The organism is Eggerthella lenta DSM 2243, from assembly GCF_000024265.1.
GTDB lineage: Bacteria > Actinomycetota > Coriobacteriia > Coriobacteriales > Eggerthellaceae > Eggerthella > Eggerthella lenta.
On sequence record NC_013204.1, the window covers coordinates 1,735,416 to 1,761,960 of the forward strand.

18 protein-coding genes are annotated in these 26,545 nt (G+C 67.0%); 15 read left to right on the forward strand and 3 right to left on the reverse strand.

Annotated elements, in window-relative coordinates:
• The first annotated feature begins 171 nt into the window (after positions 1-171).
• The 6 genes from ELEN_RS07270 (at position 172) to ELEN_RS07295 (ending at position 5,276) form a co-directional block, all read left to right on the forward strand.
• Positions 172-732, forward strand: coding sequence for an RNA polymerase sigma factor (locus tag ELEN_RS07270; protein ID WP_015760565.1), 561 nt, complete (start codon positions 172-174; stop codon positions 730-732).
• A complete protein-coding gene (locus tag ELEN_RS07275; protein ID WP_015760566.1) occupies positions 729-1,541 on the forward strand; it encodes a hypothetical protein in 813 nt (270 codons plus the stop codon). Before ELEN_RS07270 ends, ELEN_RS07275 begins: the two co-directional genes overlap by 4 nt.
• A gap of 38 nt (positions 1,542-1,579) precedes the next feature.
• A complete protein-coding gene (locus ELEN_RS07280; RefSeq protein WP_015760567.1) occupies positions 1,580-2,254 on the forward strand; it encodes a hypothetical protein in 675 nt (224 codons plus the stop codon).
• Positions 2,251-2,949: a hypothetical protein gene (locus ELEN_RS07285; protein WP_015760568.1), complete on the forward strand. Its 699-nt coding sequence runs from the start codon at positions 2,251-2,253 to the stop codon at positions 2,947-2,949. The genes ELEN_RS07280 and ELEN_RS07285 overlap by 4 nt, the downstream gene beginning before the upstream one ends.
• A gap of 103 nt (positions 2,950-3,052) precedes the next feature.
• Positions 3,053-3,925: an ABC transporter ATP-binding protein gene (locus ELEN_RS07290; protein ID WP_015760569.1), complete on the forward strand. Its 873-nt coding sequence runs from the start codon at positions 3,053-3,055 to the stop codon at positions 3,923-3,925.
• A gap of 148 nt (positions 3,926-4,073) precedes the next feature.
• The gene (locus tag ELEN_RS07295) at positions 4,074-5,276 is read left to right on the forward strand and encodes an NADP-dependent isocitrate dehydrogenase (protein ID WP_015760570.1); all 1,203 of its coding nucleotides are present in this window, start codon (positions 4,074-4,076) and stop codon (positions 5,274-5,276) included.
• Between the two features lie 379 nt (positions 5,277-5,655).
• Here the strand turns inward: ELEN_RS07295 and ELEN_RS07300 are convergent, their stop codons facing one another.
• On the reverse strand, positions 5,656-6,615 hold the full coding sequence (locus ELEN_RS07300; protein ID WP_009304394.1) for a hypothetical protein: 960 nt from the start codon (positions 6,613-6,615) through the stop codon (positions 5,656-5,658).
• Positions 6,616-7,420: 805 nt separating this feature from the next.
• On the opposite strand from ELEN_RS07300, the gene ELEN_RS07305 reads away from it, so the two are divergent.
• From ELEN_RS07305 to ELEN_RS07330, 6 genes are all read left to right on the forward strand, one after another.
• Positions 7,421-10,066, forward strand: a complete 2,646-nt coding sequence (locus ELEN_RS07305) for a YhgE/Pip domain-containing protein (RefSeq protein ID WP_015760571.1) — start codon at positions 7,421-7,423, stop codon at positions 10,064-10,066.
• Positions 10,059-12,245 carry a YhgE/Pip domain-containing protein gene (locus tag ELEN_RS07310; RefSeq protein WP_009304392.1) on the forward strand — a complete coding sequence of 729 codons (2,187 nt, stop codon included), beginning with the start codon at positions 10,059-10,061 and terminating at the stop codon, positions 12,243-12,245. The genes ELEN_RS07305 and ELEN_RS07310 overlap by 8 nt, the downstream gene beginning before the upstream one ends.
• Before the next feature lie 93 nt (positions 12,246-12,338).
• A complete protein-coding gene (locus ELEN_RS07315) occupies positions 12,339-14,132 on the forward strand; it encodes an ABC transporter ATP-binding protein (protein ID WP_009304391.1) in 1,794 nt (597 codons plus the stop codon).
• Positions 14,133-14,294: 162 nt separating this feature from the next.
• The gene (locus tag ELEN_RS07320; protein WP_009608576.1) at positions 14,295-15,602 is read left to right on the forward strand and encodes an FAD-dependent oxidoreductase; all 1,308 of its coding nucleotides are present in this window, start codon (positions 14,295-14,297) and stop codon (positions 15,600-15,602) included.
• An 87-nt stretch (positions 15,603-15,689) separates the two neighbouring features.
• On the forward strand, positions 15,690-17,021 hold the full coding sequence (locus ELEN_RS07325; protein ID WP_009608574.1) for a Y-family DNA polymerase: 1,332 nt from the start codon (positions 15,690-15,692) through the stop codon (positions 17,019-17,021).
• Entirely contained in the window at positions 17,014-17,337 is a 324-nt protein-coding gene (locus ELEN_RS07330) for a YolD-like family protein (RefSeq protein ID WP_009304388.1), read from the forward strand. Before ELEN_RS07325 ends, ELEN_RS07330 begins: the two co-directional genes overlap by 8 nt.
• Positions 17,338-17,413: 76 nt before the next feature.
• Here ELEN_RS07330 and ELEN_RS07335 read toward each other — a convergent pair whose 3' ends face one another.
• Positions 17,414-19,945 carry an excinuclease ABC subunit UvrA gene (locus tag ELEN_RS07335; RefSeq protein ID WP_015760572.1) on the reverse strand — a complete coding sequence of 844 codons (2,532 nt, stop codon included), beginning with the start codon at positions 19,943-19,945 and terminating at the stop codon, positions 17,414-17,416.
• 277 nt (positions 19,946-20,222) lie between these two features.
• On the opposite strand from ELEN_RS07335, the gene ELEN_RS07340 reads away from it, so the two are divergent.
• Positions 20,223-21,830 (forward strand): aminotransferase class I/II-fold pyridoxal phosphate-dependent enzyme, encoded by a 1,608-nt coding sequence (locus ELEN_RS07340; protein ID WP_009304386.1) that lies wholly within the window; start codon positions 20,223-20,225, stop codon positions 21,828-21,830.
• 10 nt (positions 21,831-21,840) lie between these two features.
• Here ELEN_RS07340 and ELEN_RS07345 read toward each other — a convergent pair whose 3' ends face one another.
• A complete protein-coding gene (locus ELEN_RS07345; protein ID WP_015760573.1) occupies positions 21,841-23,994 on the reverse strand; it encodes a Tex family protein in 2,154 nt (717 codons plus the stop codon).
• 81 nt (positions 23,995-24,075) lie between these two features.
• On the opposite strand from ELEN_RS07345, the gene ELEN_RS07350 reads away from it, so the two are divergent.
• Together ELEN_RS07350 and ELEN_RS07355 are read left to right on the forward strand one after the other, a co-directional pair.
• Entirely contained in the window at positions 24,076-24,417 is a 342-nt protein-coding gene (locus ELEN_RS07350; protein ID WP_009608529.1) for an arsenate reductase family protein, read from the forward strand.
• A gap of 152 nt (positions 24,418-24,569) precedes the next feature.
• A complete protein-coding gene (locus ELEN_RS07355) occupies positions 24,570-26,522 on the forward strand; it encodes a fructose-bisphosphatase class III (protein WP_015760574.1) in 1,953 nt (650 codons plus the stop codon).
• The last annotated feature ends 23 nt before the right edge of the window (positions 26,523-26,545 follow it).

Genomic DNA, 26,545 nt, shown 5'->3' on the forward strand with positions numbered 1-26,545 from the left:
CGGAACGGGCCCGGAACGGTTGTTCCGGGCCCGTTCCGCGTCTTGGAGCGGTCGGTTTCCGCAGGACGGGTCCTTTTTTCGAAAAACATCCCATACTGGTGAACCTCGAGGCTTCTCGGCGCTACTAAGGGGTTGAAGGCGATCGGCAGCGACAAGACGAAAGGCGGTGGCATGGGCGAGCAGGATGCGGACGATGCGCTGGCGCGCTCGGCGCTCGCGCGCATCGCGCGCGGGGACGAAGGCGCGTTGGAGGAATTGCATAGCCTGTACGCGCCCGCCGTGTTCGCATTCGTCTCGGCGCGCCTGGGCGACCGCGGGGCGGCCGAAGAGGCGGCGGTGGACGTATGGCTGGGATGCTGGCGCTCGGCCGCGGCGTTCCGGGGTGACAGCCGGGTGCTCACGTGGCTGCTGGGCATCGCAAAGCGTCAGGCGTGCATGCGCATGCGGCGGATCCGGCCGGAGGAGCTTCCGCTCGACGAGGACTTGACGCAGCTGGCCGACGAAGCTGGCGACCCGTCGGACGCGCTCATAGCGCAGGCGGGAATCGGCGAGATCATGGCCGCCTTGGACGCGCTTCCGGCCGCGTTGGCCGAGACGGTGCGGCTTGCCTGGCTGCACGAGCTTCCGTATGCGGAGATCGCGCAGGTGACCGACGTGCCGGTGGGCACGGTGAAGTCGCGCGTGTCCCGTGCGCGTGCGCTGATGCAGGAGACGTTGGGAGGTCGGCTATGAGCTTGAGGGAAGAACGGCCGGACGTGGCGAGCGCCGCTATGAAACAGGCGCTGAGCCGACAGGAGCGGGAATGCGCCGCTGGCGCGCCTTCGTTCGCGCGTATCGCGGCGCGCATCGCGGCTGAGCCGTCGGCTTTCGACGCGCCCGCCTGGTCGGTGCTCAAGAGCGCGCGACTTGCGGCGGATCTGGCGAGGGCCCAGGTGCGCGTGGTGCCGCGCGCGGTGTTGCCGGCGGCGCTGATCATAGCTGCGGCGGCTGCGGGCGCGGCGTGCTTCGCGGTGTCCGCCGGCGCGACAGGCGCGGCTCCCTGGTGGTTCTCGACGCTTCTGCTGCTGGGCGTGGCGATCACCGTGACGGCGGCGCTCTCGACCGACGCGGCCGACGCGTTGGCGCTGGCCATGCCCCTGGGGCCGCAGACGGTGCTGCTCGCTCGCTTGACGACGGTGCTGGGCGTCGATGCGCTCGCGGGTCTTGCGGCTTCGGCGGCGTTCGCCTGGTGGGGCGCGCCGCTTGGCTTCGGCGCCGTGGTGCTGTCGTGGCTGGCGCCGCTGGCCGCCGTCGCGGGCGTCTCGGCTTTCGTCTCCGTGTGGACCGGCTCGCCATGGGCGGCGGGCGTCGCGGGCGCTGCGGCAGCGGCCTTGGCGGCGCCGGTCGGGCGCGCTGCGGCCGACGGAGGGATGGCGGCGGCGCTGGCCGGGTTGCAGAGCGCGATCGGGCCCGAGGTCGTGTTGGCCGCGGGCTGCGCCTTGCTGGCGGCGGCGGTTGCCACGGCGCGACGGGCGACGATCGCCCGCTTGGAGTCGGCATGATGCTCGGTGGGCGAGAGACGTATTCTAGGAGGTTTCGCATGGGTGCTTCGGATAGGGCCGCTCGCGGCGGCTCGGCATCGGGCGCATGGTGGGCGCTGTTGGACGCGCAGGCGCGGCGCGTGAGGGTCGTGGGGATCGCGGTGCCGCTCGCGACGGCGGCGCTTGTCGCGATCGCGGGTTCGTGCTGGGCGCTGGCGGCGGGACCGGCGTCGGCCGCGCTCGCCATGCTGGGGATCATGCCGCTCTACGCCGCCGCCGCGGGCATGTGCGCAGCGGCCGTGTTCACGGGCGACGCGCTCGTGGAACTGCATGCGTCCACGCCGACGGAGTTCCGTGCGGTGCAGACCTTGCGCGCGGCCGTGCTGCTGGTCGCGGCCGTTGCCGGCGGCTTCGCGCTGTTCGCGCCGTTGCATCTCGCAGGTGCGATCTACGGCGACGCCGGCTGGGTCGGCGCGCTTTCGCCGGCGGGCGGGGCAGCTCTCATGGTGCTGGTCGCGTATGCGGCGGCGCTTTCCGGGTCGACGCGCGCGACGACGCTCGTCGTGATGCTCGTCTGGCTGTTCTTCGCGTTGATATGGGATCCGAACACGGCGTCGATGCCGGCGCTGCAGCGCGGGTTGCCGTTGCTCGTGCTGCTCGCCGTCGGCGCGTGCGCATGGCGCGCCTTGGGCTCGCCCGAGCGCGTGTGGAGGAAGCTGGGAGGTGCGCGATGAGATTCTTGTCGTTGGCGGTGATCCATGCACGCATGGCTGCCCGGCAGCGCGCGATATGGGTTGCGTCGCTGCTGCTGGCGCTGCTGTCGATGGGAGTGGCGGTGAATACCGGGCTTCCTTTCGAGACGGGAGACGTCGCCGACCTCGTGTTCTTGGCGCAGATGCTGGCCATGCTGCCGCCCGTCGCCTACGCTGCCGCCTTCACCGACCTTGCCGCCGAGCCCGAGCGGCTGGGCATCTCGGAAGTCGAGGCCTCCGCCCCCGTAAGGCCGATGGAGCTGACGGTCGCACGCGTTGCGGGCGCTCTGGCCGTGATGACATCGCCTTCGGCCGCCTTGTTGCTGTTCTGTGCGGCCGGGCAGATGCTGCACGGCAACGTTTGGGCTCCGTTGCAGGCGATAGTCCTGTTCGCCGGGGTGGTGCTTCCCGCTGCCTTTGTTGCTGCGGCGCTGTCGGCGCTGGCGGGCTCGTTACTGCCGAGGATCGTCGCGCGCATCGTCTCCGTCGCCGCATGGCTGGGTACGCTGTTCGCATGTTCGTTCAAGGGCGTTCCGGCTTCCGGCGGCGGCGTGCAGTTCCATATCGCGAGCGACCCGCTCGCGCAGGCGTTCTTCGGATCCCAGCCGCTCCTCGACTATCAGGGGCCGGCTCCCGCCGCTGCGCCTTTCGAAGCGCTGGCCCTGCTCGTGTTCTAGTTCGCCGTTGCGGCGGCGCTTCTGGCCGCGGCCGCGGCCGTCGCCCGCAGGCGCTCGTACCGCCGTCACTGACGAGCCTCCGCTCCGCATAGAAAGGACTCCCATGTTCATCTCCCTCGACCGCCTGGGCAAGGACTTCGACAAGAAGCCCTGCGCCCTCGACGACCTTACGCTCGACCTGCCTTCGGGCATGATCGGGCTCATCGGCCCCAACGGCGCCGGCAAGACCACGCTCATGCGCATCCTGTGCGGCATCGTGAGCCCCACCCGCGGGCACGTGCTGGTTGACGGCCGCGATATCGCCGAGCCGCGCAACCGCCGCGCGCTCAAGAAGACCCTCGGATACCTGCCGCAGGACATCGAGCCCTATCCGAACCTCACGCCGCCGGAGTTCCTCGACTACGTGGGCATCCTCAAGGGTATGGACGACAAGCGCGAGCGCCGCCGCCAGGCCGACGAGCTTATCGAGCGCGTGGGGCTGGCAGATGTTCGCCGCCGGCGCATCGGCGGTTTCTCGGGCGGCATGCGGCGGCGCGTGGGCATCGCGCAGGCGCTCATGGGCGACCCGCGCCTGCTCGTGGTGGACGAGCCCACGGCCGGGCTCGACCCCGAGGAGCGCATGCGATTCCGCACGCTCATCGCCACGCTGGGAGCCGACCGCACGGTGATCCTGTCCACCCATATCCTCGACGACGTGGCGCAGACCTGCCCTTACGTGTGCGTTCTGCGATCGGGCCGACTGTGCTACGACGGCGCAACGGCGGGCCTCATCGACGGCGCGCACGGACGCACGTGGCTCACGCCGCCGCTCATGGCGCCGCCGACGGGCGCGGTCGTGGTGAACGCAGCCACCACGGCTGAGGGCACACGCTACCGCATCGTGAGCGCCGCGCCGCCCGCGGGGTCGCAGCCCGTCGAGCCCACCCTCGAAGACGGCTACATGGCGCTGGCCTCCGACGATCGGGCGAGGGCCTGATGTAGTGCTGCTGCGGCGAAGAGGCTTCCTTTTTGGCGTTGCGCTGGAAATCGCTTTCCCGCGCGTCGTGCGCCCGCTTCGACGAGTATCATGTGCGGGTATGGGAAAACGGGGGAGAGACGGCCCTTTGGACACGGAAAGGTTGACTATGGCGAAAATAGCGATGACCACGCCGCTCGTGGAGATGGACGGCGACGAGATGACGCGCATCATCTGGCAGATGATCAAGGACGAGCTGCTGCTTCCGCATATCGATCTGAAGACCGAGTACTACGACCTGGGCCTGGAGCATCGCAACGCCACCGACGACCAGGTGACCGTCGATTCCGCCGAGGCGACCAAGCGCCTGGGCGTGGCCGTGAAGTGCGCCACCATCACGCCGAACGCCGCGCGCATGGACGAGTACGACCTCAAGAGCATGTGGAAGAGCCCTAACGGCACCATCCGCGCCATGCTGGACGGCACCGTGTTCCGCACGCCCATCACCGTCGCGGGCATCGAGCCGTGCGTGCGCAACTGGGTCAAGCCCATCACCATCGCGCGTCACGCCTACGGCGACGTGTACAAGAACACGGAGTTGCGCGTTCCCGGTCCCGGCACGGTGGAGCTCGTGTACACCGCCGCAGACGGCTCCGAGACGCGCGAGCTGGTGCAGAAGTTCGACGGCCCCGGCATCGCCCAGGGCATGCACAACCTCGACGCGTCCATCGAGAGCTTCGCCCGCAGCTGCTTCGAGTACGCCCTCGACATCAAACAGGACATCTGGTTCGCCACGAAGGACACCATCTCGAAGAAGTACGACCACCGCTTCAAGGACATCTTCCAGGAGATCTACGACGCCGAGTATGCCTCGCGCTTCGAGGAAGCCGGGATCGAGTACTTCTACACGCTTATCGACGACGCCGTGGCGCGCGTGATGAAGGCCGACGGCGGCTTCATCTGGGCCTGCAAGAACTACGACGGCGACGTGATGAGCGACATGGTGTCGAGCGCCTTCGGCTCGCTCGCCATGATGACGTCGGTGCTGGTGAGCCCTCAGGGCTACTACGAGTACGAGGCCGCGCACGGCACCGTGCAGCGCCACTACTACAAGCACCTCAAGGGCGAGGAGACCTCCACGAACTCGGTGGCCACCATCTTCGCGTGGTCGGGTGCGCTGCGCAAGCGCGGCGAGCTGGACGGCCTGGACGACCTCGTGGCGTTCGCCGACAAGCTGGAGCGCGCCACGCTCGACACCATCGAGGCCGGCGAGATGACGGGCGACCTCGCGCTCATCACCACGCTGCCGAACCCGAAGAAGCTGAGCACCCGCGACTTCATTCTGGCCATCGCGAAACGCTTGGAGGCGTAGGGCGGAAAAGGACGCTTGCGTATCGCGCAAGGTCTCTTCCTGCGGCCCCGACGACACGTCGGGGCCGCTTCCGTTTTCGGACGCGGAGCCGGTGCAAGGGGGTTCGCCGTGCACGGCGCAGCCGGCGCGCATGTGGGCAGGGTGCATACCCCCGATGGCTCGACAGCGCAAGCTCGATGCCCGATTTTGACAGGAATCGACGGGATTCCGTCGCGAGGGAGCGCCGGCTGGCTTATCTTGTGCAAGCATGAAAAGGTCGTCCTGGGAAAACGGGAGAGCGCTCCCATCATTGGGTCCCTGTGCCGGGTTAGGCGCTCCTTCAACGACGGAATCCCGTCGATTCCTGCCGAAACGTTGCGATCCTGCCGCTCGCCTCGCTTCAGCGAAGAAGCTCTGAGCGGAGGGCGAGCTGCCTGTTCGGGTAATCGGGGCAGTTCGGGCGTATTCTCGTCCCTAGGTGCTTCGCAAGAATGCGTGCGAATCGATTGTATTCTTTATAGTTCGTCACATGCCGCCAGGTTGCGGTTACCACCGTGAGGCCGAGGGATTCCAGCGCGTTTCTCCGCGAGGCGTCGTTGGCGATGCGTTCGGCGCCGGTGTGGCACAGAGTGCTGTCATATTCGACGGCCACACCCTGATCGCGCCAAAGGAGATCGCATCGGAACGAGGAGCGATCGGTGGCCCAGCGGTTGCTTGAGCTGATAGGGATGACGGCGTTCATCTCGGGGTTTTCGATTCCGCTTCCTCCACGATGGCAGGGGAGCGTGATCAGCTCGGCCAGCGTCGATTCTCGCGGGGAGGCCGACATGCCCAAGATGTAGGGAAGCGCTGATCGCGCCCGTTTCGCGCCTTTCATGCGTTCGGCCTTGTTCAGATACGAGGCCAATTTAGCCGGCGTAGTGAGAGGCTTTCGGTCTCTGACCCCGTACGGCTTGCTTTCGTCCGGGGCGAAGGTTCCGCATAGCTCGTATCCGAGGTGAACCGTGCGGGGAAAGCTCAACAAGGACGCCATATGGACGAAAGTCAGTTCGGGGCTTGTTGTAAGAAGCGGTTCGTCGCTGCCGGGAATCACGATCTGACGCAGCGATCCGTCGGGCAGGTCTTTTGCTTGGTGGACGACGAGAATGTCCGACGCTTTCCTCTGGCTTCCGTGCGCGAGCAGGTGCACGGGGAAAGACGAAGCGCCGCTCTGTGCAAGCGGATGGGATTGTACCGCCAACGCGTGCGGCGCGCGATCGGGAAGGATCCGGGCTCGGCATGCCATACGCGCCGAGCCCTCGTCGCTGAGGGCGGAGCGCCAGAAATCGAGAGCCGATATGTAAGCGAGCACGATGCGCATGGCGCGAGTGTAACACGGAGTTATACCAGATGATACAACTATTTTCGGGCGTGGCAACCGCGTTGGAACGGCACAAGATCCGCATGCGATCCGTGCTGGATCGAGGAGCGACGCGCGTGGAATCGGCATTGGATCGAGAGGTGACGCACGTGGAAACGGCGTTGGATTCGCATGAAAAACTGGTATCGTTTGCGGGTGCCGAGGAGCCGACGGCCAGGCGCGCGATGGATCATGTCGAAATTGGCAGGAATCGACAGGATTCCGTCGCTGGAGAAGCGCCTGTCCCAATGTGGAGATGACGCGATGAGAGCGTGTCGATGTTTTCCCAGGTCAACGGTTTTCAAGCAAACAAGATTAAACGGCCGAGGCCCCACGCGACGGAATCACGTCGATTCCTGCCAGAATCGGACGTCGGGCTTGCGCAGCCAAGTCATCGAAGCGCGCAAGCCTGCGGGCCGTGGGGCGTGATGCCTGTGGCTGCGGGTCATGGAGCCAGGGCCCGCTCGGTCATGGGTCGTTGGTCGTACCGCGCGCTTGCGAGCCCCATGATTCCAGCGTATCGCGGCTCTAGACGCACCTGTGGGGTTGCCATGCCGGTTGCGCCGCAGACGGGAGGCTCGCCGGTCGCCTGCTCGATATCGCACGCCTTGGCGTTCTTTGTCGAACGCGTCCTCGGCCGCACGTGGCGCGGCGTGCGATTGACGGAAGGGGTTGGATCGTCAATCGGGGCTGACGGAGTGTCAACGGAGGAGGTATCATTGTTCGGGTTGTTTTCGAGCGAGCGATGAGAGGGGTCCGACGGGCAATGGGTAACGTACTGCGCGTATTCAAGCGCGATGTGCTGCGCCTGCTTAAGGCGCCCTGCGCGCTGGTGGTGGTGATCGCGCTGCTCGTGCTGCCTTCAGTGTATACCTGGTACAACGTGGTCGGCTTCTGGAACCCCTACGACAACACGGGCAACTTGCGCGTGTGCGTGGTGAACGAGGACGCCGGCGCTTCCAGCGAGCTGACCGGCGAGCTGCACGTGGGCGATATGATCGTGGAGGAGCTGCGCGAAAACGAGCAGCTTGACTGGGCGTTCGTCGATCGCGCCACCGCCATGGACGAGCTCGATGCGGGCGCGAGCTACGCTGCGTTCGTCATACCCGAAGACTTCACCGAGCGGCTGCTGTCGCTGACCACCGGCGACTTCGTGCAGCCCGAGCTGGCCTACTACGTGAACGAGAAGACGGGGCCCGTGGCGCCGAAGATCACCGACACGGGCGCGAGCACCCTTGACGAGACGATCAACTCCACCTTCGTCTCTACGGTGAGCGATGTGGCCGTGGGCGCGGTCGACCGAGCGTTGGCGGAGTCGAACGACGCGCTGGACGCATCGAAGGCGAGGGCGGCGGTCAAAGTGGCGGGCGCGGTGCAGGCGATATCCGAGGCGCGCGCCACGCTTGACGGGATCGTCGCGGCCACCGACGAAGCTCAGGCCAAGGCTGCCGGCTCCAAAGACGCGCTCGGACGGGCGCGCGAGGACATCGCCGCGGCGGGCGACGCCCTCGCGGCCATCGCGAACCTGACCTCCCAGCTGCAGGGCGAGGCCGCGGAGCTTTCCTCGGCGGCGATGCCCGCCGTGAACAAGACGATCCGCACGGTGTCGGAAGCGTCCTCGAAAGCGAACGGCGCCGTCGGCAGCATGACCGCGGCGGCGGGCGAGGCGCAGGCGGGCATCGGCGCGACCATCGCGCAGGGCCGCGCCGCCGCCGAGGAGAGCAAGGCGCTGGCCGCCCAGGTGCGCCAGGCGGCTCAGGCGCTGCCCGAAGGCGATGCGGCCAAAGAGCCGCTCGTCGCGGTCGCCGATGCGCTCGACCAGCGTGCGGCCGACGCGCAGGCGACGCTCGACGCTCTCGACGCGGCGAACAGGCAAGCGGGCGATCTCGCGCGCGCGGTGTCCCAAGCGGGAACGTCCTTCGACGGATCGGTGCAGGGCGCGGCCGATGCAGCGGGGGCGTACGCGGACGGCCTGTTCGGCGATACGGTTCCCACCGTCAACCGAAGCCTCGCGCAGCTGAGCGCTGTTTCGTCTTCGCTCGCGGCCGCCGTGTCGAACCAACGTCTGCTGATCGACCAGACCGAGTTGGCGATCGGCCAGTTGACCTCCACGCTCGTCGCCGCGCGTGAGGCGCTCGGCCAGACCGACGGCATCCTTGCCGATTTGGAGGAAAGCCTGTCCACCGTGCAGACCGACGTGCTGTCGCTCGGCGAATCGGGAGCGCTCGCGAAGGCGTTCGGCGAGGACGGCCTCGACGCGGCCAAAATCGCCGACTTCATGGGCTCGCCCACCGAACTGGTCACCGAGCAGCTGTACGAGCTGAACGCGTACGGTTCGGCCATGGCTCCGCTGTTCATGAACCTCACGTTCTGGATCGGCGCGTTCATGCTGCTGGTCATCATGAAGCAGGAAGTGGACGGTGAAGGCGTGCGCAAGCTCACCGTCACGCAGCGCTACCTGGGGCGCTTCCTGCTGCTGGCCGCGATGGCGGTGCTGCAGGCGGCGATCTGCTGCGCCGGCGTGCTGGCCATCGGGGTGCAGGCGGCGAACGCTCCCGCGCTCTTCTTCGCTGCCATCGTGGCCTCCCTTTCCTATCTCAGCATCATCTACGCGCTGTCGGTTACCCTGCAGCATATCGGCAAGGGTATCTGCATCGTGCTGGTGTTCGCGCAGATCCCCGGCGCGACGGGGCTGTATCCCATCGAGATGACCTCGAGCTTCTTCCAGGCCGTCTACCCGTTCTTCCCCTTCACTTACGGCATCGCCGCCATGCGCGAGGCTATCTTCGGCTTCTACGGATCGCAGTACGTCGACGCCCTGGGGATGCTCGCGCTATTCTTCGCGCTGTTCATGGCGTTCGGCATCCTCGTGCGGCCGCTCATGGCGAACGTCAACCGCATGGTGGCCTGCCAGGTGCGCGAGAGCGGCATCTTCAACGGGGAGGACGTGGAGATCCCCGCGCGCCCCTATCGCGTGTCGCAGCTGTTCAGAGCGTTGTCTGACAAAGAGGAGTATCGTGAGGAGCTGCGGGCGCGCATGGAGCGCTTCGAGCGATGGTACCCGCGTCTCATCCGCGGTGCGCTGGCCTTGGGGCTTTCGGTGCCCGTGGCGCTTGCGGTGGTGTTCTCGCTCACGCCGGCCGAGAAGGTGCAGCTGCTCACGGCGTGGCTGGTTTGGCTCGTCGTGGTGTTCGTGTTCCTCGTGGTGGTGGAGAGCCTGCGCGCGGGGCTCGAACGCCAGATGAGGCTCGAAGGTATGAGCGACGAGGGGCTGTTGGAGCTGGGCGGCGCGCGCGACCGCATGGTGCGCTCGTCCGACGACGAGGCGTCCGGTGATCCGGCGCCCGCCGCGGCCTGCGCCTCCGACGCGCATGAAGCGCAGGATGCGGAAGGGGGCGTCGTCCGTGGGTAACGTGATCCGCATCGTGCGCAGCGACTTCAAGCGGCTGTTCGCGAACGCGATGAGCGTGATCATCGTGATCGGGCTCGTGGTGATGCCGTCGATCTTCGCGTGGTACAACGTCATCGCGTGTTGGAACGTGTTCGACAACACGGGCAACCTGACGGTGGCGGTAGCGAACGTCGACGACGGCTACGAGAGCGATCTCGTGCCTTTGCGCGTGAACATCGGCGAGCGGGTGGTGTCGGCTCTGCGAGCAAATGACCAGATCGACTGGACGTTCACCACCGAGGAGGACGCGGTGGACGGCGCGCGGTCGGGACGCTACTACGCGGCCGTGGTCATCCCCGCGGGGTTCAGCAAGGATATGCTGACGTTCTACTCCGAGGACGTGCAGCACGCCCGTATCGTCTACTACGCCAACGAGAAGAAGAGCGCTATTGCGCCGAAGATCACCGATCAAGGTGCCGATTCGGTATCGTACCAGGTGAACGAGGTGTTCGCCCAGACGTTGTCAGAAGTGGCGCTGGGCATCGCCGAGTCGATGTCCGCCTACGCCGACGAGGCAGACGTGGGCGGGCGCATTGCGGGTGTGTCGGGGAAAGTGCGCGACATGGGAGCGCAAGCCGAACGGATGGCGTCGGTGCTGGAACTGTATTCGTCGCTGGCCGGCGCTGCGCAGACGCTCGCGAGCGACTCGGGCAAGCTGGTAGTCGCAGCGCAAAACGGGGTCGATGGCCTCGACGCCGCATCGTCTCAGGGCTCTACGTCGGCCTCCGACCTGGTGACGGCCGTGAAAGGGTCGGTCGACGACCTTGCGGGCGCACTCGACGGTGCTGCCGCGCGCTTCGACGAGGTGTCTGCCTCCGCAGGGGCGCTGTTCGACGCCGCCTCGACCGGTGCCGCGCAGGGCGCGGCAGGGCTGCGGGGCCAGGCCGAAGCTGTGGACGCGCAGATCGCGCGGTACCGTAGCGCCATAGAGCAGCTCGAGGAGCTGCGAGGCTCGTTGCCTTCCGATGCCCAGCAGGCGCTCGACGCCGTCATCGCGCGCATGAGCGCCGTCGTCTCGCTTATGGAGGGCATGCGCGACAACCTGGGCGCCGCAGCCGAGAGGCTGGAGGCTGGAAACGCCGACGTGGAGGCTCAGCGCGCGGAGGTCGAACGGCTTGCGGCTGAGGCGCGGCAGGCCTCCGACGACCTCGCAGCCTCGTTCGACAGCGGGCTCAAGCCGGGCTTGCAGCAGCTCGCGGACAGCGCGGGCGTGCTTGCGGCTAACATGGGAGACGGCCTGGACGGTCTGCGCTCGTCGGGCGCCGATCTGTCCGCGTCCGCAGGGTCGGCCGCCGACGTGCTGGGCGATGCGCGCGCGAAGGTGGACGAGGCGGCGCAGAAGTTGCGCGAAACGGCGCGCGAGCTGGATACGCTCGCCGACGGCGTGGACGAGGCGCTGGTCGCGGGCGACGCGGACGCGCTGCGCGCGGTGCTGGGCGCCGACGCGCAGCTCTTGTCGAAGGCGCTCGCAGCGCCGGTGGGCATCGAGCGCGAGGCCGTGTTCCCGGCTGAGAACTTCGGTTCGGCCATGGCCCCGCTGTACACGACGCTCGCCCTGTTCATCGGGTCGCTTTTGATCCTCGTGGTGGTGAAGCCGACGGTTTCCGACCGCACCCGCGAGCAGCTGTCCGACCCGCAGCCGCGCCAGCTGTTCATGGGGCGCTTCGGCGTGCTGGCGTTCTTGTCGCTCGCGCAGACCACGGTGATGGGCTTGGGGAACCTGCTGTTCTTGCAGGTGCAGGTTGCCGAGCCCGCGCTGTTCATGCTGTGCTTCTGGATAGCCGGCCTCGTGTTCACGTTCCTGATATACGCGCTGGTGGCGGCGTTCGCGAACCTCGGCAAGGCCGTGGCGGTGCTGCTGTTGATCATCCAGGTGACGGGGTGCGGCGGGTCGTTCCCGCTGCAGCTACTGCCGCCGTTCGTGCAGGCCCTGAGCCCCTGGCTTCCCGCCACGCACGTGGTGAACGCCATGCGGGCGGCCATGTTCGGCACCTACGGCGCCGACTTCTGGACGGAGATCGGGCTGCTCCTGCTGTTCCTGATCCCCGCGGCGCTCATCGGCCTCGTGCTGCGCAAACCCCTCGCCAAGTTCATGACCTGGTACGTCGAGCAGGTAGAGTCGTCCAAGCTCGTAGGGTAGGGCCTGCGGCTTCCTTGTCAAGGCCCGCGGCACGCCCCCCGGCCTTGCCTTCTTGTGGCATAATCGTGCTGAGAAAAGAGAAAGGAATCCCGCATGGCACGAACCGGTGCTCCGTCGACGACGCGTCGCACGCTCTACTACTTCTGGCTGGTCACCCGTAAGCACATCGGGCTGTTCGCCGCGCTCATGACCGCGACGTTTCTGTTCGTGGCGCTGCTTTCGTACGGCAACCCCTACGTCATGAGCCTCGTGGTGGATCGCGTGAGCGCGGGCTCGGTGGCGCCCGACGAGGTGTTCTCGGTGTTCGGCCCCTACATCGCCGCGCTCATCCTCATCAACGTGGCCGGCCAGGCGGCCAGCAAGGTGCAGGACTACACGATGTACCGGCTGGAGATCGCCGCGTCCTACGACTTGGCCACCATGTCGTTCGACGCGCTGTCGAACCAGTCGATGTCGTTCCACTCAAACCGCTTCGGCGGCACGCTGGTCAGCCAGACGACGAAGTTCATGAGCGCCTACCAGCTGCTGCTGGAAACCATCACGTTCCCGTTTCTGCCGGTCATCTGCTCGGTGGTGTTCACCTGTGCCATCCTCGCGCCGCGCGTGCCGGTGTACGTGGCCATCCTCATGGTGCTGCTGGCGGTGTACGCGGGCGTGTCGTACTACATGTACAAGCGCATCCTGCACCTCAACGAGCAGGCGGCCAGCGCGCAGAACCAGCTGTCGGGCGAGCTGTCCGACTCGGTGGCGAACATCCTGGCGGTGAAGACCTACGGGCGCGAGGACTACGAGCGGGGGCTGTTCGACCAGGCGAACCGCGAGGTGGTGGCGCGCGACTCGAAGCGCATGTGGGCGTCGCTGACGCGCGGCATCGTGACGGCGTGCATCACCATCGCCATTATGAGCGTGGTGGCGGTGTTCATCGCGGGCGGCAACGCGTGGTACGGTATCACGCCCGGCACGCTCGTGGTGATGTTCACCTACACCTACACGGTGACGAACCAGTTCAACTTCATCAACAACGGGCTGCAGCGCTTCAACCGCGCGTTCGGCGACGCGAGCGGCATGACCGTCATCCTTGACGAGCCGCGCCTCGTGGACGACAAGCCCGGCGCGCCGGAGCTCGAGGTGCGCGAGGGCGCCATCGACTTCGAGGGCATCGACTTCTGGTACACCGACGGCGACGCGTGCACGCACGTGTTCGACGACTTCGAGCTGCATATCCCCGCAGGCCAGCGCGTGGGCCTCGTGGGCACGAGCGGGGCGGGGAAGACCACGCTCACGAAGCTTTTGCTGCGCTTGTCCGACATCCAGGAGGGGCGCATCCTCATCGACGGCCAGAACATCGCCGAGACGACGCAGCAGTCGCTGCGCCGCCAGATCGCCTACGTGCCGCAGGAGGCGCTGCTGTTCCATCGCACCATCGCCGAGAACATCGCCTACGGGCGGCCCGACGCCACGATGGAGCAGATCCGCGAAGCGGCGCGCCAGGCGAACGCGCTGGAGTTCATCGAGCGGCTGCCGCAGGGCTTCGACACCGTCACGGGCGAGCGCGGCGTGAAGCTGTCGGGCGGCCAGCGTCAGCGCATCGCCATCGCGCGGGCGCTTCTGGCCGACTGCCCGGTGCTCGTGCTGGACGAGGCCACGAGCGCGCTCGACTCCGAAAGCGAGCAGCTGGTGCAAGACGCGCTGGCAACGCTCATGCGCGGGCGCACGTCCATCGTGGTGGCACACCGCCTGTCCACCGTGGCCAGCCTCGACCGCATCGTGGTGCTCGACGGCGGCAAGGTGGCCGAGGACGGCCCGCACGCCCAGCTCATCGAGCAGGGCGGCGAGTACGCGAACCTCTGGAGCCGCCAGACGGGGGCGTATTTGGAAGAGGAGTGACGCTCGGCGAGGGAGGGGAGTCCTTGCGCGGGAGGCTGTGCTTCGCGCGGTCAACCCTTCGTCAATGAGCGCCCTACGCTTCGCGCCCGAACGGCCGATCCGCCGCCGTTGCGGGCTATCGTTTTCGGGCAAATAGACGAAACCGAAGCGAAAGGGTTTACCATGACCTCTCTATGGGCGGAGCGCACCCCGAGGCCCGACGGCATCGCGAAAACGCTCGACGGAGACGTATCCGTCGACGTGCTGGTCATCGGCGGCGGCATGGCGGGCATGCTGTGCGCCTACCTGCTGGGCCGGGCCGGTTGCTCGTGCGCGGTGGTCGAGCAGAGCCTCGTCGGGTCGGGCGTCACGCAGAACACCACGGCGAAGGTGACCGCGCAGCACAACCTCGTGTACGACCGGCTGATCAGGGAGCACGGCGCCGAGAACGCGCGGCTGTACTACGAGGCGAACCAGGCCGCCGTGGCGGGGCTTCGGCAGCTGAGCGACGCCTTCCCCTGCGATTTCGAGGAGAAGACCGCCTACGTGTACGCCGAGGAGTCGACGGAGGGTCTGGAGCGCGAGCTCGCCGCCTACGAGCAGCTGGGCATCCCGCATCATGTCCTGCCGAGCGCGCCGGTGCCGATCGCGAACAAAGGAGCGCTGGGGATGGAGCGCCAGGCGCAGTTCAACCCCCTCAAGCTGCTCTACGGGCTGGCGCCGTCGGTCGACGTGTACGAGAACGCCTTCGTCTCGGAGGTGTCGGGAACCACGGCGCGCACGCAAGAGGGCTCCATCACTGCCGAGCACATCGTGTTCGCGACCCATTACCCCCTGGTCAACATCCCGGGACTCTATTTCATGAAGCTCCACCAGGAGCGTTCCTACGCGCTTGCGCTCAAGGACGCCCCCGCTGTGGACGGCATGTTCATCGGCGAGGGCGGCGGCTTCTCCTTCCGCACCTACGAGGATTTCCTTCTGGTGGGCGGCGGGGGCCATCGCACGGGCAAGGGGCCGGGGTCGGAGGAAGGCTACCGCGCGATCCGCACGTTCGCGGACGCGGCGTACCCGGGTTGCGTCGAGTGCTGCGCGTGGGCGACGCAGGACTGCATGAGCCTGGACGGCATGCCCTACATCGGCGTGCACCGACGTGAGAACCCCCGCTGGTATGTGGCAACCGGGTTCAGCAAGTGGGGGATGACCGGGTCGTACGTGGCGGCGAAGGCCATTGCCGACCTGATCGCGACGGGCGAGAGCCCCGTCGAGGACCTGTTCTTCCCGCAGCGCTCCATGCTGAACGTCGCGCTGTTCTCCAATTTGGGCACCTCGACGGCGAACCTGGTGAAGCCGGGGAAGCGGTGCTCGCATATGGGATGCAGCCTCGAGCGCAACGACGTCGAGGACTCGTGGGACTGTCCTTGCCACGGGTCGCGCTTCGACGCGGACGGCAACGTCCTCGACGGGCCCGCAACGAAGCCGATCTCGGTGTGAAAGCGGTAGCGGCTCCTCCGGCTCCGCGTTGGACGTGCTATACTAAACGAACAAGTGTGCTAGTTGAACGGGGGAGGGGTCGGCGCGATGGAGCGCACGTACGTGTGCATAGATCTGAAGAGCTTCTACGCCAGCGTCGAATGCGTCGACCGCGGGCTGGACCCGCTGACGGCGAACCTCGTCGTGGCCGATCCCGACCGCACGGAGAAGACCATCTGCCTGGCCATCACGCCGTCCATGAAGGCGCTCGGCCTGTCCAGCCGTTGCCGCGTGTTCGAGATCCCCGAGAACGTGGACTACGTCATGGCGAAGCCGCGCATGCAGCGCTACATGGAGGCGTCGGCCGACATTTACTCCATCTACCTGCGCTTCGTGTCGCCCGAGGACGTCCATCCCTATTCCATCGACGAATGCTTCATCGATGCGACGCCGTACCTGTCGCTGTACCGGACGAGCGCCCGGGAGTTCGCCGTCATGCTCATGGAGGCGGTGCTGGCCGAGACGGGCGTGCGCGCCACGGCAGGGGTCGGGCCGAACCTGTTCTTGGCGAAAGTGGCGCTCGACATCACGGCGAAGCACGCCCGGGACTGCATCGGCTTTCTCGACCAGGCCGAGTTCGAGCGCACTATCCAGACCCACCGGCCCATCACCGATATCTGGAACATCGGCCCGGGCATCGCGAGGCGCCTGGCGAAGTACGCGGTGTACGACCTGCGCGGCGTATGCGAGATGAGCGAGGCCACGCTGTACCGCGAGTTCGGCGTGAACGCGGAGTATCTGATCGACCACGCCCACGGCGTCGAGCCGTGCACCATCGCCGACATCCACGCCTACGAGCCGAGCGGGCATTCTCTGGGCAACGGCCAGGTGCTGCCGTGCGACTACTCGTTCGAGGAAGCGCGCGACGTGCTGCGCGAGATGGTGGATCAGCTGGTGCTCGATCTCGTGGAGAAACGTCTGGTCGCCGGATCGATATCGCTGTACGTGGGGTACGCGAAGGGTCCAGGCGAGCGTGCGGGCGAATCGGACGGCGCGTTCTTCGACGGCGGCCACGGCAGGCGCCCCGCAAGCGGCCGCCGCGGTTTCTCTCACACCGGCTCCACGCGCAGGCAGGCGGATCGCACGAACCTCTACTCGAAGCTCATGCCGCGGTTCCTCGACCTGTTCGACGAGACCACGCGCAAAGACGCGCCCATCCGCCGCATCAACGTGGGCGTCGGCGGGGTGCTCCCCGAGGAGTTCGCCACGATGGACCTGTTCTCGGACGTGGAAGCGGAGGCCGAGGAACATCGCCTGCAGCAGGCCGTGCTGGCCGTGAAGGGGCGCTTCGGCAAGAACGCGCTTCTGCGCGGCACCAGCTTGAAAGAGAAGGCCACGGCGCGCGAGCGCAACGAGCAGATCGGAGGGCACCATGCCTGAGCGCCGACCCCGCGCCGACCGCGCGCAGCAGTTCATGCCGTTCGCCGCGCTCAAAGGCTACTACGACCTCATCCGCGAGCGCGAGCGCGTGGCAGAGCCGAAGCGCGAGCTGACCGACGAGCAGGCGCTCGAGCTGTCGCGAAAGCTCTCCCAGCTGAAACGGCGCGAGATGGCGTGCATCGTCCACTACGACGGCGAAGCGTACGTCACCGCGCGCGGCCTGGTCAGCGACATCGACCTCGCGGCCCGCACCGTCACCGTCGTCCGCACCCGCATCCCCCTCGACGACATCGCGGACATCCGGACGGACGCGTGACGCATCATCGCCCGAAAAACACGCTCGAAGGCCGTTTTGCGTGTTTTTCGGGCGATGATGCACGTGCGATGGTGCATCAAAGGTACCTTCCGGTGACGCTCTCGGGGTTGTCGGCCACTTGCTCGGGAGTGCCGACGGCCACGATGCGGCCTCCGGAGGCGCCGCCGCCGGGGCCGAGGTCCACCACGTAGTCGGCGTTGGCGATGACGTCCAGGTCGTGCTCGATCACGACGACCGTCGCTCCCTGCTCCACCAAGCGCTCGAACACGCCCAGGAGGGTGCGCACGTCGAGCGGGTGCAGGCCGATGGTGGGCTCGTCGAACACGAACACGGCATCGTCCTGCGCCCGGCCCATCTCGCTGGCGAGTTTCAGGCGCTGCGCCTCGCCGCCCGACAGCGCCGGCGTGGCCTCGCCCAGCGTGAGGTAGCCCAAGCCCAGCCTGTGCAGCGTGTCCAGGCGGGCGCGCGCCTTCTTCAAGCCGGACGCGGGCGTGCGCGCCTCGTCCACGGTCATGGCCATGAACTGGGGCAGCGTGCAGCCGGGATCCTCGCAGCCCTCAGCGGCGCGGTGGATGCGGGAGGCCTCCGGGGCGTAGCGCGAGCCTCCGCACACGGGGCAGGTGATGTCCACGTCGGGCAGGAACTGCACGTCCAGGCTGATGGAGCCCGTGCCGTCGCATTCGGGGCAGCGCAGCTTCCCCGTGTTGTAGGAGAAGTCGCCCGCTTTCAGCCCGGCCGCCTTGGCTTCGGGCGTGCGCGCGAAGGCGCGGCGCAGCTCGTCGTGCACCCCGGCGTAGGTGGCCACGGTGGAGCGCACGTTCGAGCCGATGGGCGTGGCGTCGATGAGGTTCGCCCGCTCGATGCCCGCGGCTTCGATGCGCTTGACGTGGGCGGGAAGCTTCGCGCCGCTCGCGTTCGCGACGAGCGAGGGGATGAGGCTTTCCAGCACGAGCGTCGTCTTGCCCGAGCCGGACACGCCGGTGACGGCGGTCAAGCGACCGCGCGGGACGGCTACCTCGAGCGGCTTCACGGTGTGCAGTGCCTCGGTGGCCAGCTCGATGCTTCCGTGGGCGAACACGTCGGCGGCGGGAATGCGCTCGCGCACGCGCACGGTTTCCGCGCCGGAGAGAAAACCGCCTATCAACGAGGCGGGGTTCGCCTCCACCTCGGTCAGCGTCCCTTGCGCGACGATCCTTCCGCCGTCCGCGCCCGCGCCCGGCCCCATCTCCACGAGCCAGTCGGCGGCGGCCAGGATGCGCGTGTCGTGGTCCACCATGACCACCGAGTTGCCGTCGGCGAGCAAATCGCGCATCACCTCGACGAGCCCGTCGATGTTGGAGGGGTGCAGGCCGATGGACGGCTCGTCCAGCACGTACAGCACGCCGGTGGTTCGGTTGCGCACGGCGCGGGCCAGCTGCACGCGCTGGCGCTCTCCGGTGGACAGCGTGGAGCCCGCGCGATCGAGCGCGAGATAGCCCAGCCCCAAATCGACGAGGCGGCGCGCCGTGTGCTGGAACGACTCGACGATGTTGTGCGCCATCGGGCGCATCTCGGGCGTGAGGCCTTCGGGCACGGCGTCCGTCCAGGCGACCAGCTCGTCGAGGGTCTTCGCGGACGCCTCGGCCAGGTCGATGCCCGCAACCTGCGGGAGGCGCGCCTCCGGGGAGAGGCGCGTGCCGTCGCACTCGGGGCAGACGCCCTGCTTGAGGAAGCGCGCCGCGCGCCCCAGACCCTTCTCGTCCTTCACCTTCGCCAACGCGTTCTCCACGGTGTAGACGGCGTTGTAGTAGGTGAAGTCCAGCTCGGCGAAGGTGTCGGTCTTCTTCGCCTTGTACAGGATGTGCTTCTTCTCGGCTGGGCCGGAAAACACGATGTCGCGCTCGGCGGGCGTCAGCTGGTTGAAGGGCACGTCGGTGCGCACGCCCATCTCGCGCGCGACCTGCTTCATGAGGTCCCACATGAGCGTGCTCCAGGGCGCGACGGCGCCTTCGTCGATGGCGAGCCCCTCGTCGGGCACCAGCGAGTCCAGGTCCACGGTGCGCACGATGCCCGTGCCGTCGCACTCGGGGCAGGCGCCGCCGCTGTTGAAGGCCAGGTCCTCCGCGCCGGGGCCGAAGAACTCCACGCCGCAGACGGGGCACGTGATGGGGCGCTCGGCGGCGACGTTCAGCGTGGGCGGCACGCGGTGGCCGTTCGGGCACACGTGGCTGCCGGCGCGCGAGAACAGCAGGCGCAGGCTGTTCAGCAGCTCGGTGGACGTGCCGAAGGTGCTGCGCACGCCGGGCACGCTGGGCCGCTGGTGCAGGGCGAGCGCGGCGGGCACGTGCAGCACCTCGTCCACGGAGGCGCGGCCCGCCTGCGTCAGGCGGCGGCGCGTGTAGGTGGAGAGCGCTTCCAGGTAGCGCCGCGACCCCTCGGCGTACAGCACGCCCAGGGCGAGCGACGACTTGCCCGACCCCGACACGCCCGCGATGCCGACGAGCCGGTTCAGCGGGATGCTGGCGTCGATGTTCTTCAGGTTGTGCACGCGCGCTCCGCGCACCTCGATGCGGTCGGGGCCGTGCAGGTCGCGGCCTGCGTCGGCCGCCGTCGCGCTCTGTTGATCCATGGTGCGCCTCTTGGGGTTCGTCGGGTGTCGTCGCCGTTTTCGGCTCTGCGTTTCGTCGAAGCGTATGGTAGCACGAGCGCGGTCGGCTCGCGTGCCGCGGATGCGGAGGAGCGCATCGGTTGGCGACGGTTCGCAGCCGAAACATTTAGCCCCTGTTGACCATCGGCCCTCGGAAACGTGCCGGAAAAATGAACTTTCGGTTCAAGTATGGTAAAGAGTTCAAGAACCTGCTTTAATGAGTTCAATTTATCCGGAGCGAAATTGAACTTACGGAGCGATGATGACCGAGAAGCAGGAAACGTTCGCCGAGCGTCTGGCCCGCGCGATGGCAGCCAAAGGCTACAAGCAGGCCGATCTCATCCGCATCGCGGGAGATCGCGGCATGAAGCTTGGGAAAAGCCAGGTCAGCCAATATGCGAACGGCAAAACGGTGCCCCGCAGGCCCGTGGGGGAGGTGCTGGCCGACGTGCTGGGCGTGCCCGCCGCATGGCTGATGGAGGGCGCGGGGGAAATTGAACCTGAAACCGTGTCCCGCGGCACCGCGGACGGCGTGAGCAGGCCGGCAAGCGCATCGCAGGGCGCAGGGGGAGCGGCCCCCGCAGCCGGGGCGCACGCGGACGCCTCCGCGACGCCGATCATCGACCGTACCGAACCGAGGAGCGATACCATGCGCGAGATCAAGAAGTCGACCAAGCTGGACAACGTACTGTACGACGTGCGCGGGCCGGTGGTGGAGGAAGCCGAGCGCATGGAGGAGGCCGGCGCGCGCATCCTGAAGCTCAACATCGGCAACCCGGCGCCGTTCGACTTCCGCGCGCCTGAGGAGATGGTGTTCGACATGAGCCGCCAGCTGGCCGAATGCGAGGGCTACTCGTCGGCGAAGGGCCTGTTCTCGGCGCGCAAGGCCATCATGCAGTACGCGCAGCTCAAGCACATTCAGGGCGTGGACATCGATGACGTGTACACCGGCAACGGCGTGAGCGAGCTCATCAATCTCAGCATGCTGGCGCTGCTGGACAACGGCGACGAGGTGCTGGTTCCTTCGCCCGACTACCCGCTGTGGACGGCGTGCGTCACGCTTGCCGGCGGCACGCCGCTGCATTACGTGTGCGACGAGCAGGCGGAATGGTATCCCGATATGGACGACATCCGCAAGAAGATCACGAGCCGCACGAAGGCCCTCGTCATCATCAACCCGAACAACCCCACCGGCTCGCTCTACCCGCGCGAGGTGCTGCAGGAGCTCGTCGACATCGCGCGCGAGCACGACCTCATCATCTTCTCGGACGAGATCTACGACCGCATCGTCATGGACGGTTTGGAGCATATCTCCATCGCCTCGATGGCGCCCGACGTGTTCTGCGTCACGTTCAGCGGCCTGTCGAAGTCGCACATGGTGGCGGGGTACCGCATCGGCTGGATGGTGCTTTCGGGAGACAAGGCGCGGGCGCGCGACTACATCCTGGGCGTCAACATGCTGTGCAACATGCGCATGTGCTCGAACGTCCCCGCGCAGTCCATCGTGCAGACGGCTCTCGGCGGACACCAGAGCGTGCAGAGCTACATCGTGCCGGGCGGGCGCGTGTACGAGCAGCGCGAGTACGTGTACAACGCGCTGAACGACATCCCCGGCGTGACCGCGGTGAAGCCCAAGGCGGGCTTTTACATCTTCCCGAAGCTCGACGTGAAGAAGTTCAACATCACGGACGACGAGAAGTTCGCGCTCGACCTGCTGCACGAGAAGCGCCTGCTCGTGGTGCACGGCGGCGGCTTCAACTGGAAGAAGCCCGACCACTTCCGCGTGGTGTACCTGCCGCGCATCGAGGTGCTGGGCGACGCCATGCGCGACCTGGGCGACTTCTTGAGCCGCTACCGGCAAGCGTGAGGGCGCCCGCCTACGCCTTGCCTTTCACCATGGACAGCGAGATCCTGCCGCGATCCTTGTCGATGCCCGTCACCCACACCGTGACCGTGTCGCCCACGGCCACGACTTCGCTCGGATGGCGCACGAAGCGGTCGGCCATCTTGGAGACATGCACGAGGCCGTCCTGCTTCACGCCGACGTCCACGAACGCGCCGAAGTCGACGACGTTGCGCACCGTGCCGGTAAGCTCCATTCCCACGGTCAGGTCGTCGAAGTCGCGCACGCCCTCGCTGAACACGACCTCCGGCGCATCGTCGCGGGGGTCGCGGCCCGGCTTTTCCAGCTCGGAGACGATGTCGCGCAGCGTGGGTGCGCCAACGCCCAGCTCGGCCGCCAGCGCGTCCACGTCGCCGAGGCGGCTCGCGAAGTCGGGGACGCCGCCGTCGGCGAGCGCTTCGGGCTTCACCTTCGCGCGCTTGAGCAGTTCGTTTGCGACGGCGTAGCTTTCGGGGTGCACGCTCGTGGCGTCCAACGGGTTCTTGCCGTCCGAGATGCGCAGAAAGCCCGCGCAGTTCTGGAAGGCCTTCGCGCCCAGCTTCGGCACCTTCTTCAGCTGACCCCGGTCGGTGAACGCGCCGTGTTCCTCGCGGTAGGCGACGATGTTCTTGGCCACTGCGGCGCTGATACCCGACACGTAGCCCAGCAGGCTCGCGCTGGCGGTGTTGAGGTCCACGCCCACGCGGTTCACCACGTTCTCCACCACGCCCGTCAGCGCGCGCTCGAGCGCCGCCTGGTTGAGGTCGTGCTGGTACTGGCCCACGCCGATGGCCTGGGGCGGGATCTTCACGAGCTCGGCCAGCGGATCCTGGAGGCGGCGCCCCAGGCTCATGGCGCCGCGCGTGGTGACGTCGAGGTCGGGATACTCCTCGCTTGCCAGCTTGGAGGCCGAGTACACCGAGGCGCCGGCCTCGTTCACGATGGTGTAGCGCACGGGCGCCTTCGACCGGGCGATGTAGTCGGCCACCACCTCCTCGGTTTCGCGGCTGCCCGTCCCGTTGCCGATGACGATGACGTTGATGCGGTGCTTCTCGACGTAGGCGGCCAGCTGGGCCTGCGTTTCCTTTACCTGGGAGCGCGGCGGGGTGGGGTAGACCGTGGTGTGGTCGAGCAGCTTGCCGTACTCGTCCAGCACGGCCACCTTGCAGCCCGTGCGGTAGCCGGGGTCGAGCGCGATGATGCGCGCCCCACGCACGGGACGCTGCTGCAGGAGGTTCTCGGTGTTCTTGGCGAACACGCGGATGGCATCGGTCTCGGCGCGCTCGGTGAGCTCGGCGCGCAGGTCGCGCTCCACCGACGGCGCGATCAGGCGCTTGTAGCCGTCCGCGATTGCGGCTTTCAAAGGGGCTGCGAAGGGACCGTCGCCGCGCAGGATGCGGCGTTCCAGCTGGCTGATGGCCGCATCGGCGTCGGTGCGCACTTTCACCTTGAGCTTCTTCTCCTTCTCGCCGCGGTTGACGGCGAGGATGCGGTGGTTGGGGATGCGCGACAGGGGTTCGGAGAAGTCGTAGTACGCCTCGTAGACGGTTTTCTCGGACGCGTCGACGGCTTCGACGGAAAGCGCGCCGTTTCGCTTGGTGGCCGCGCGCAGGCAGGCGACGTGCTCGGCGTCGTCGGCGACGACCTCGGCCACGATGTCCTGCGCGCCTTGCAGCGCATCCTCAGGCGTGGGGTATCCCGCCTCCGGGTTCACGAGGCCGGAGGCCACGGCCAGCGGGTCCTTGGCGCTGCGGTCTTGCGCGAGGATGAGCAGCGCGAGCGGCTCGAGCCCGGCGTCGCGCGCCTTCGAGGCGCGGGTGGCGCGCTTCTTCCGATAAGGCTTGTACAGGTCCTCGACGCGCTGCATGACCGTGGCCTCGTCGATCTTCGCGCGCAGGTCGGCCGTGAGCTTGCCCTGCTCCTCGATGGCGCGCAGCACCTCGTCCTTGCGAGCCTCGAGGTTGCGCAGGTAGGTCAGGCGCTCGTCCAGATCGCGCAGCGTCGCATCGTCGATGCCGCCGGTGGCCTCCTTGCGGTAGCGAGCGATGAACGGGATGGTGTTCCCTTGGTCTACGAGGTCGATGACGGCCGCGACCTGCGCGGCGGTCAGGTTCAGCTCCCGGGCGATGGTGGTTTGGATGGATGGCATGGGTGAATATCTCGCTTTTGGCTTCAGGTGGTGATAACGTGTTCAGTCATTATAGACGAGCGGACGGAAAGCAGGAGCGCGATGAATATCCAGGTGTTCGGAACGAAGAAGAGCTTCGACACGAAGAAGGCGCAGCGTTACTTCAAAGAGCGGCGCGTGAAGTTCCAGTTCATCGACCTGAAGGAGAAGGGTATGAGCAAGGGCGAGCTGGAGTCGGTCGCCCGCGCGGTCGGCGGCATCGATGTGCTAGTCGATCCGAAGGCGAAGGATGCCGACACGGTGTCGCTGCTCGCGTACCTGTCGCCCGATCAGAAGTTCGACAAGCTGCTGGAGAACCAGCACGTGCTGGCCGAGCCCGTGGTGCGCAACGGCAAGCAGGCCACGGTCGGCTACGCTCCCGACGTGTGGAAGACGTGGGAGTGATCGGCCATGCGTCTTCGCGCATCCGGATGTCGCCGAGCGAACGCTTTGCTGACGGGGCGCGCCGATCGGTTTCTTCACGGCATTCGAGCCCGCTCGGGCGGGATAGTATAGAATGAGCGCCATGCTGTAGAATTCGACGAGGAGGTTGTATCGTGGACGCGACCGATATGCGGTATCTGGAACTTCTATCCCGGCTGTTTCCCTCTGCGGACAAGGCTTCGGCGGAGATCATCAACCTCAGCGCCATTTTGAATCTGCCGAAAGGGACCGAGTTCTTCGCCTCCGACATCCACGGCGAGTACGAGGCGTTCTCCCACACCCTGAGGAACGGCTCGGGCTCCATCCGGCTCAAGATCGACGACGTGTTCGGCGATTCGCTGAGCGAGAACGAGAAGCGTTCGCTGGCCACGCTCATCTACTATCCGCGCGAGAAGATGGAGCTCGTGCTGTCGCAGGTGGACGATGCCGAAGCGTGGTACGCCGTCACGCTGCAGCGCCTCGTCGCCGTGTGCAAGCGCGCCGCGCAGAAGTACACGCGCTCGCGCGTCCGCAAGGCGCTGCCGAAGGATTTCGCCTACATCATCGAGGAGCTGATGACGGAGAACCGCCACGGCGTTGACAAGCAGGCCTACTACGCCGCCATCGTGGACGCCGTCATCCGAACCGATCGCGGCGGCGCGCTCGTCGAGGCGCTGTGCCTGCTCATCCAGCGCTTGGCTATCGAGCGCCTGCACATCGTCGGCGACATCTACGACCGCGGGCCGTATCCGCACATCATCATGGACGCGCTCATGGAGCACCACTCCCTCGACATCCAGTGGGGCAACCACGACATCGTGTGGATGGGCGCCTCGCTAGGCCAGCGCGGCTGCATCGCGCACGTCGTGCGCAACTGCGCGCGCTACGGCAATCTGTCCATCCTGGAGGACGCCTACGGCATCAACATCCTGCCCTTGGCCTCGTTCGCGCTCGAGGCGTACAAGGACGACCCGTGCGTCGCCTTCGGCCTCAAGGGCAACCCGGACCTCCCGCCGCAGGAGCTGGAGATGAACGTCAAGATCCAGAAGGCCATGGCCATCATCCAGTTCAAGGTGGAGGCGCAGCTCATCGACGAGAACCCCGGCTTCGGCCTGGAGGATCGCAAGCTGCTCGACAAGATCGACTACGAGAACGGCACGGTGATGCTGGACGGCGTCGCCTACGAGCTGACCGACACGGTGTTCCCCACGGTGGATCCGGCCGACCCTTACCGGCTGACGCCCGAGGAGGAAGAGGTCATGCAGCGCCTCGAGCAGGCGTTCACGGGCTGCGAGAAGCTGCAGCGCCACATGCGCTTCTTCCTGGACGCGGGCAGCCTGTACAAGGTTTGCAACGGCAACCTGCTGTTCCACGCATGCGTGCCGCTGAACGCCGACGGCTCCCTCATGGAGACGGAGGTGTTCGGCGAGACGTACAAGGGCCGTGCGCTGTACGACGTCATGGAGCGCTACGTGCGCGCGGCGTTCGACGACGCCGACCCGGAGCTCGCCAAGCGCGGGCGCGACCTTTTGTGGTATATGTGGCTAGGCGAGGGATCGCCCCTGTTCGCCAAGAGCAAGATGGCCACGTTCGAGCTGTACCTGATCGCCGAGAAGGAGGCGCGCAAGGAGGTCAAGAACCCGTTCTACTCCTATCTCGACGACGAGCACGTGATGGGCGGCATCTTCGAGGACTTCGGCATGGATCCCGAGACGTCGCGCATCGTGTGCGGGCACGTGCCGGTGAAGGTGAAGGACGGCGAGGATCCGGTGAAGTGCGGCGGCCGCGTGCTCACCATCGACGGCGGCTTCTCGAAGGCCTACCAGCCCACCACCGGCATCGCCGGCTACACGCTGATCTCGAACTCCTACGGCTTCGTGCTGGCGGCTCACGAGCCGCTCGAGTCGATGCGCGCCGCCGTGGTGAACGAGCTGGACATCCATTCGTCGCGCAAGGTGGTCGAGCTGGTGGACAAGCGCACGCTGGTGGCCGACACCGACAACGGCGCGGTGCTCAAGCAGCAGATAGCGGACTTGGAAGAGCTGCTGGAAGCCTACCGGTGCGGCGCGATTTCCGAGAAGGAATAGGCTGTTTCGTGAAAAGCCTTCTC

Bases quoted from the DNA above. Each gene is read 5' to 3' on its own strand.
- ELEN_RS07330 (WP_009304388.1), top strand. From the start codon at position 17,014: ATGCCTGAGCGCCGACCCCGCGCCGACCGCGCGCAGCAGTTCATGCCG.
- ELEN_RS07345 (WP_015760573.1), bottom strand. From the start codon at position 23,994: ATGCCATCCATCCAAACCACCATCGCCCGGGAGCTGAACCTGACCGCC.
- ELEN_RS07340 (WP_009304386.1), top strand. From the start codon at position 20,223: ATGATGACCGAGAAGCAGGAAACGTTCGCCGAGCGTCTGGCCCGCGCG.
- ELEN_RS07295 (WP_015760570.1), top strand. From the start codon at position 4,074: ATGGCGAAAATAGCGATGACCACGCCGCTCGTGGAGATGGACGGCGAC.
- ELEN_RS07325 (WP_009608574.1), top strand. From the start codon at position 15,690: ATGGAGCGCACGTACGTGTGCATAGATCTGAAGAGCTTCTACGCCAGC.
- ELEN_RS07270 (WP_015760565.1), top strand. From the start codon at position 172: ATGGGCGAGCAGGATGCGGACGATGCGCTGGCGCGCTCGGCGCTCGCG.
- ELEN_RS07320 (WP_009608576.1), top strand. From the start codon at position 14,295: ATGACCTCTCTATGGGCGGAGCGCACCCCGAGGCCCGACGGCATCGCG.
- ELEN_RS07285 (WP_015760568.1), top strand. From the start codon at position 2,251: ATGAGATTCTTGTCGTTGGCGGTGATCCATGCACGCATGGCTGCCCGG.
- ELEN_RS07305 (WP_015760571.1), top strand. From the start codon at position 7,421: ATGGGTAACGTACTGCGCGTATTCAAGCGCGATGTGCTGCGCCTGCTT.
- ELEN_RS07335 (WP_015760572.1), bottom strand. From the start codon at position 19,945: ATGGATCAACAGAGCGCGACGGCGGCCGACGCAGGCCGCGACCTGCAC.
- ELEN_RS07300 (WP_009304394.1), bottom strand. From the start codon at position 6,615: ATGCGCATCGTGCTCGCTTACATATCGGCTCTCGATTTCTGGCGCTCC.
- ELEN_RS07290 (WP_015760569.1), top strand. From the start codon at position 3,053: ATGTTCATCTCCCTCGACCGCCTGGGCAAGGACTTCGACAAGAAGCCC.
- ELEN_RS07280 (WP_015760567.1), top strand. From the start codon at position 1,580: ATGGGTGCTTCGGATAGGGCCGCTCGCGGCGGCTCGGCATCGGGCGCA.
- ELEN_RS07275 (WP_015760566.1), top strand. From the start codon at position 729: ATGAGCTTGAGGGAAGAACGGCCGGACGTGGCGAGCGCCGCTATGAAA.
- ELEN_RS07315 (WP_009304391.1), top strand. From the start codon at position 12,339: ATGGCACGAACCGGTGCTCCGTCGACGACGCGTCGCACGCTCTACTAC.
- ELEN_RS07350 (WP_009608529.1), top strand. From the start codon at position 24,076: ATGAATATCCAGGTGTTCGGAACGAAGAAGAGCTTCGACACGAAGAAG.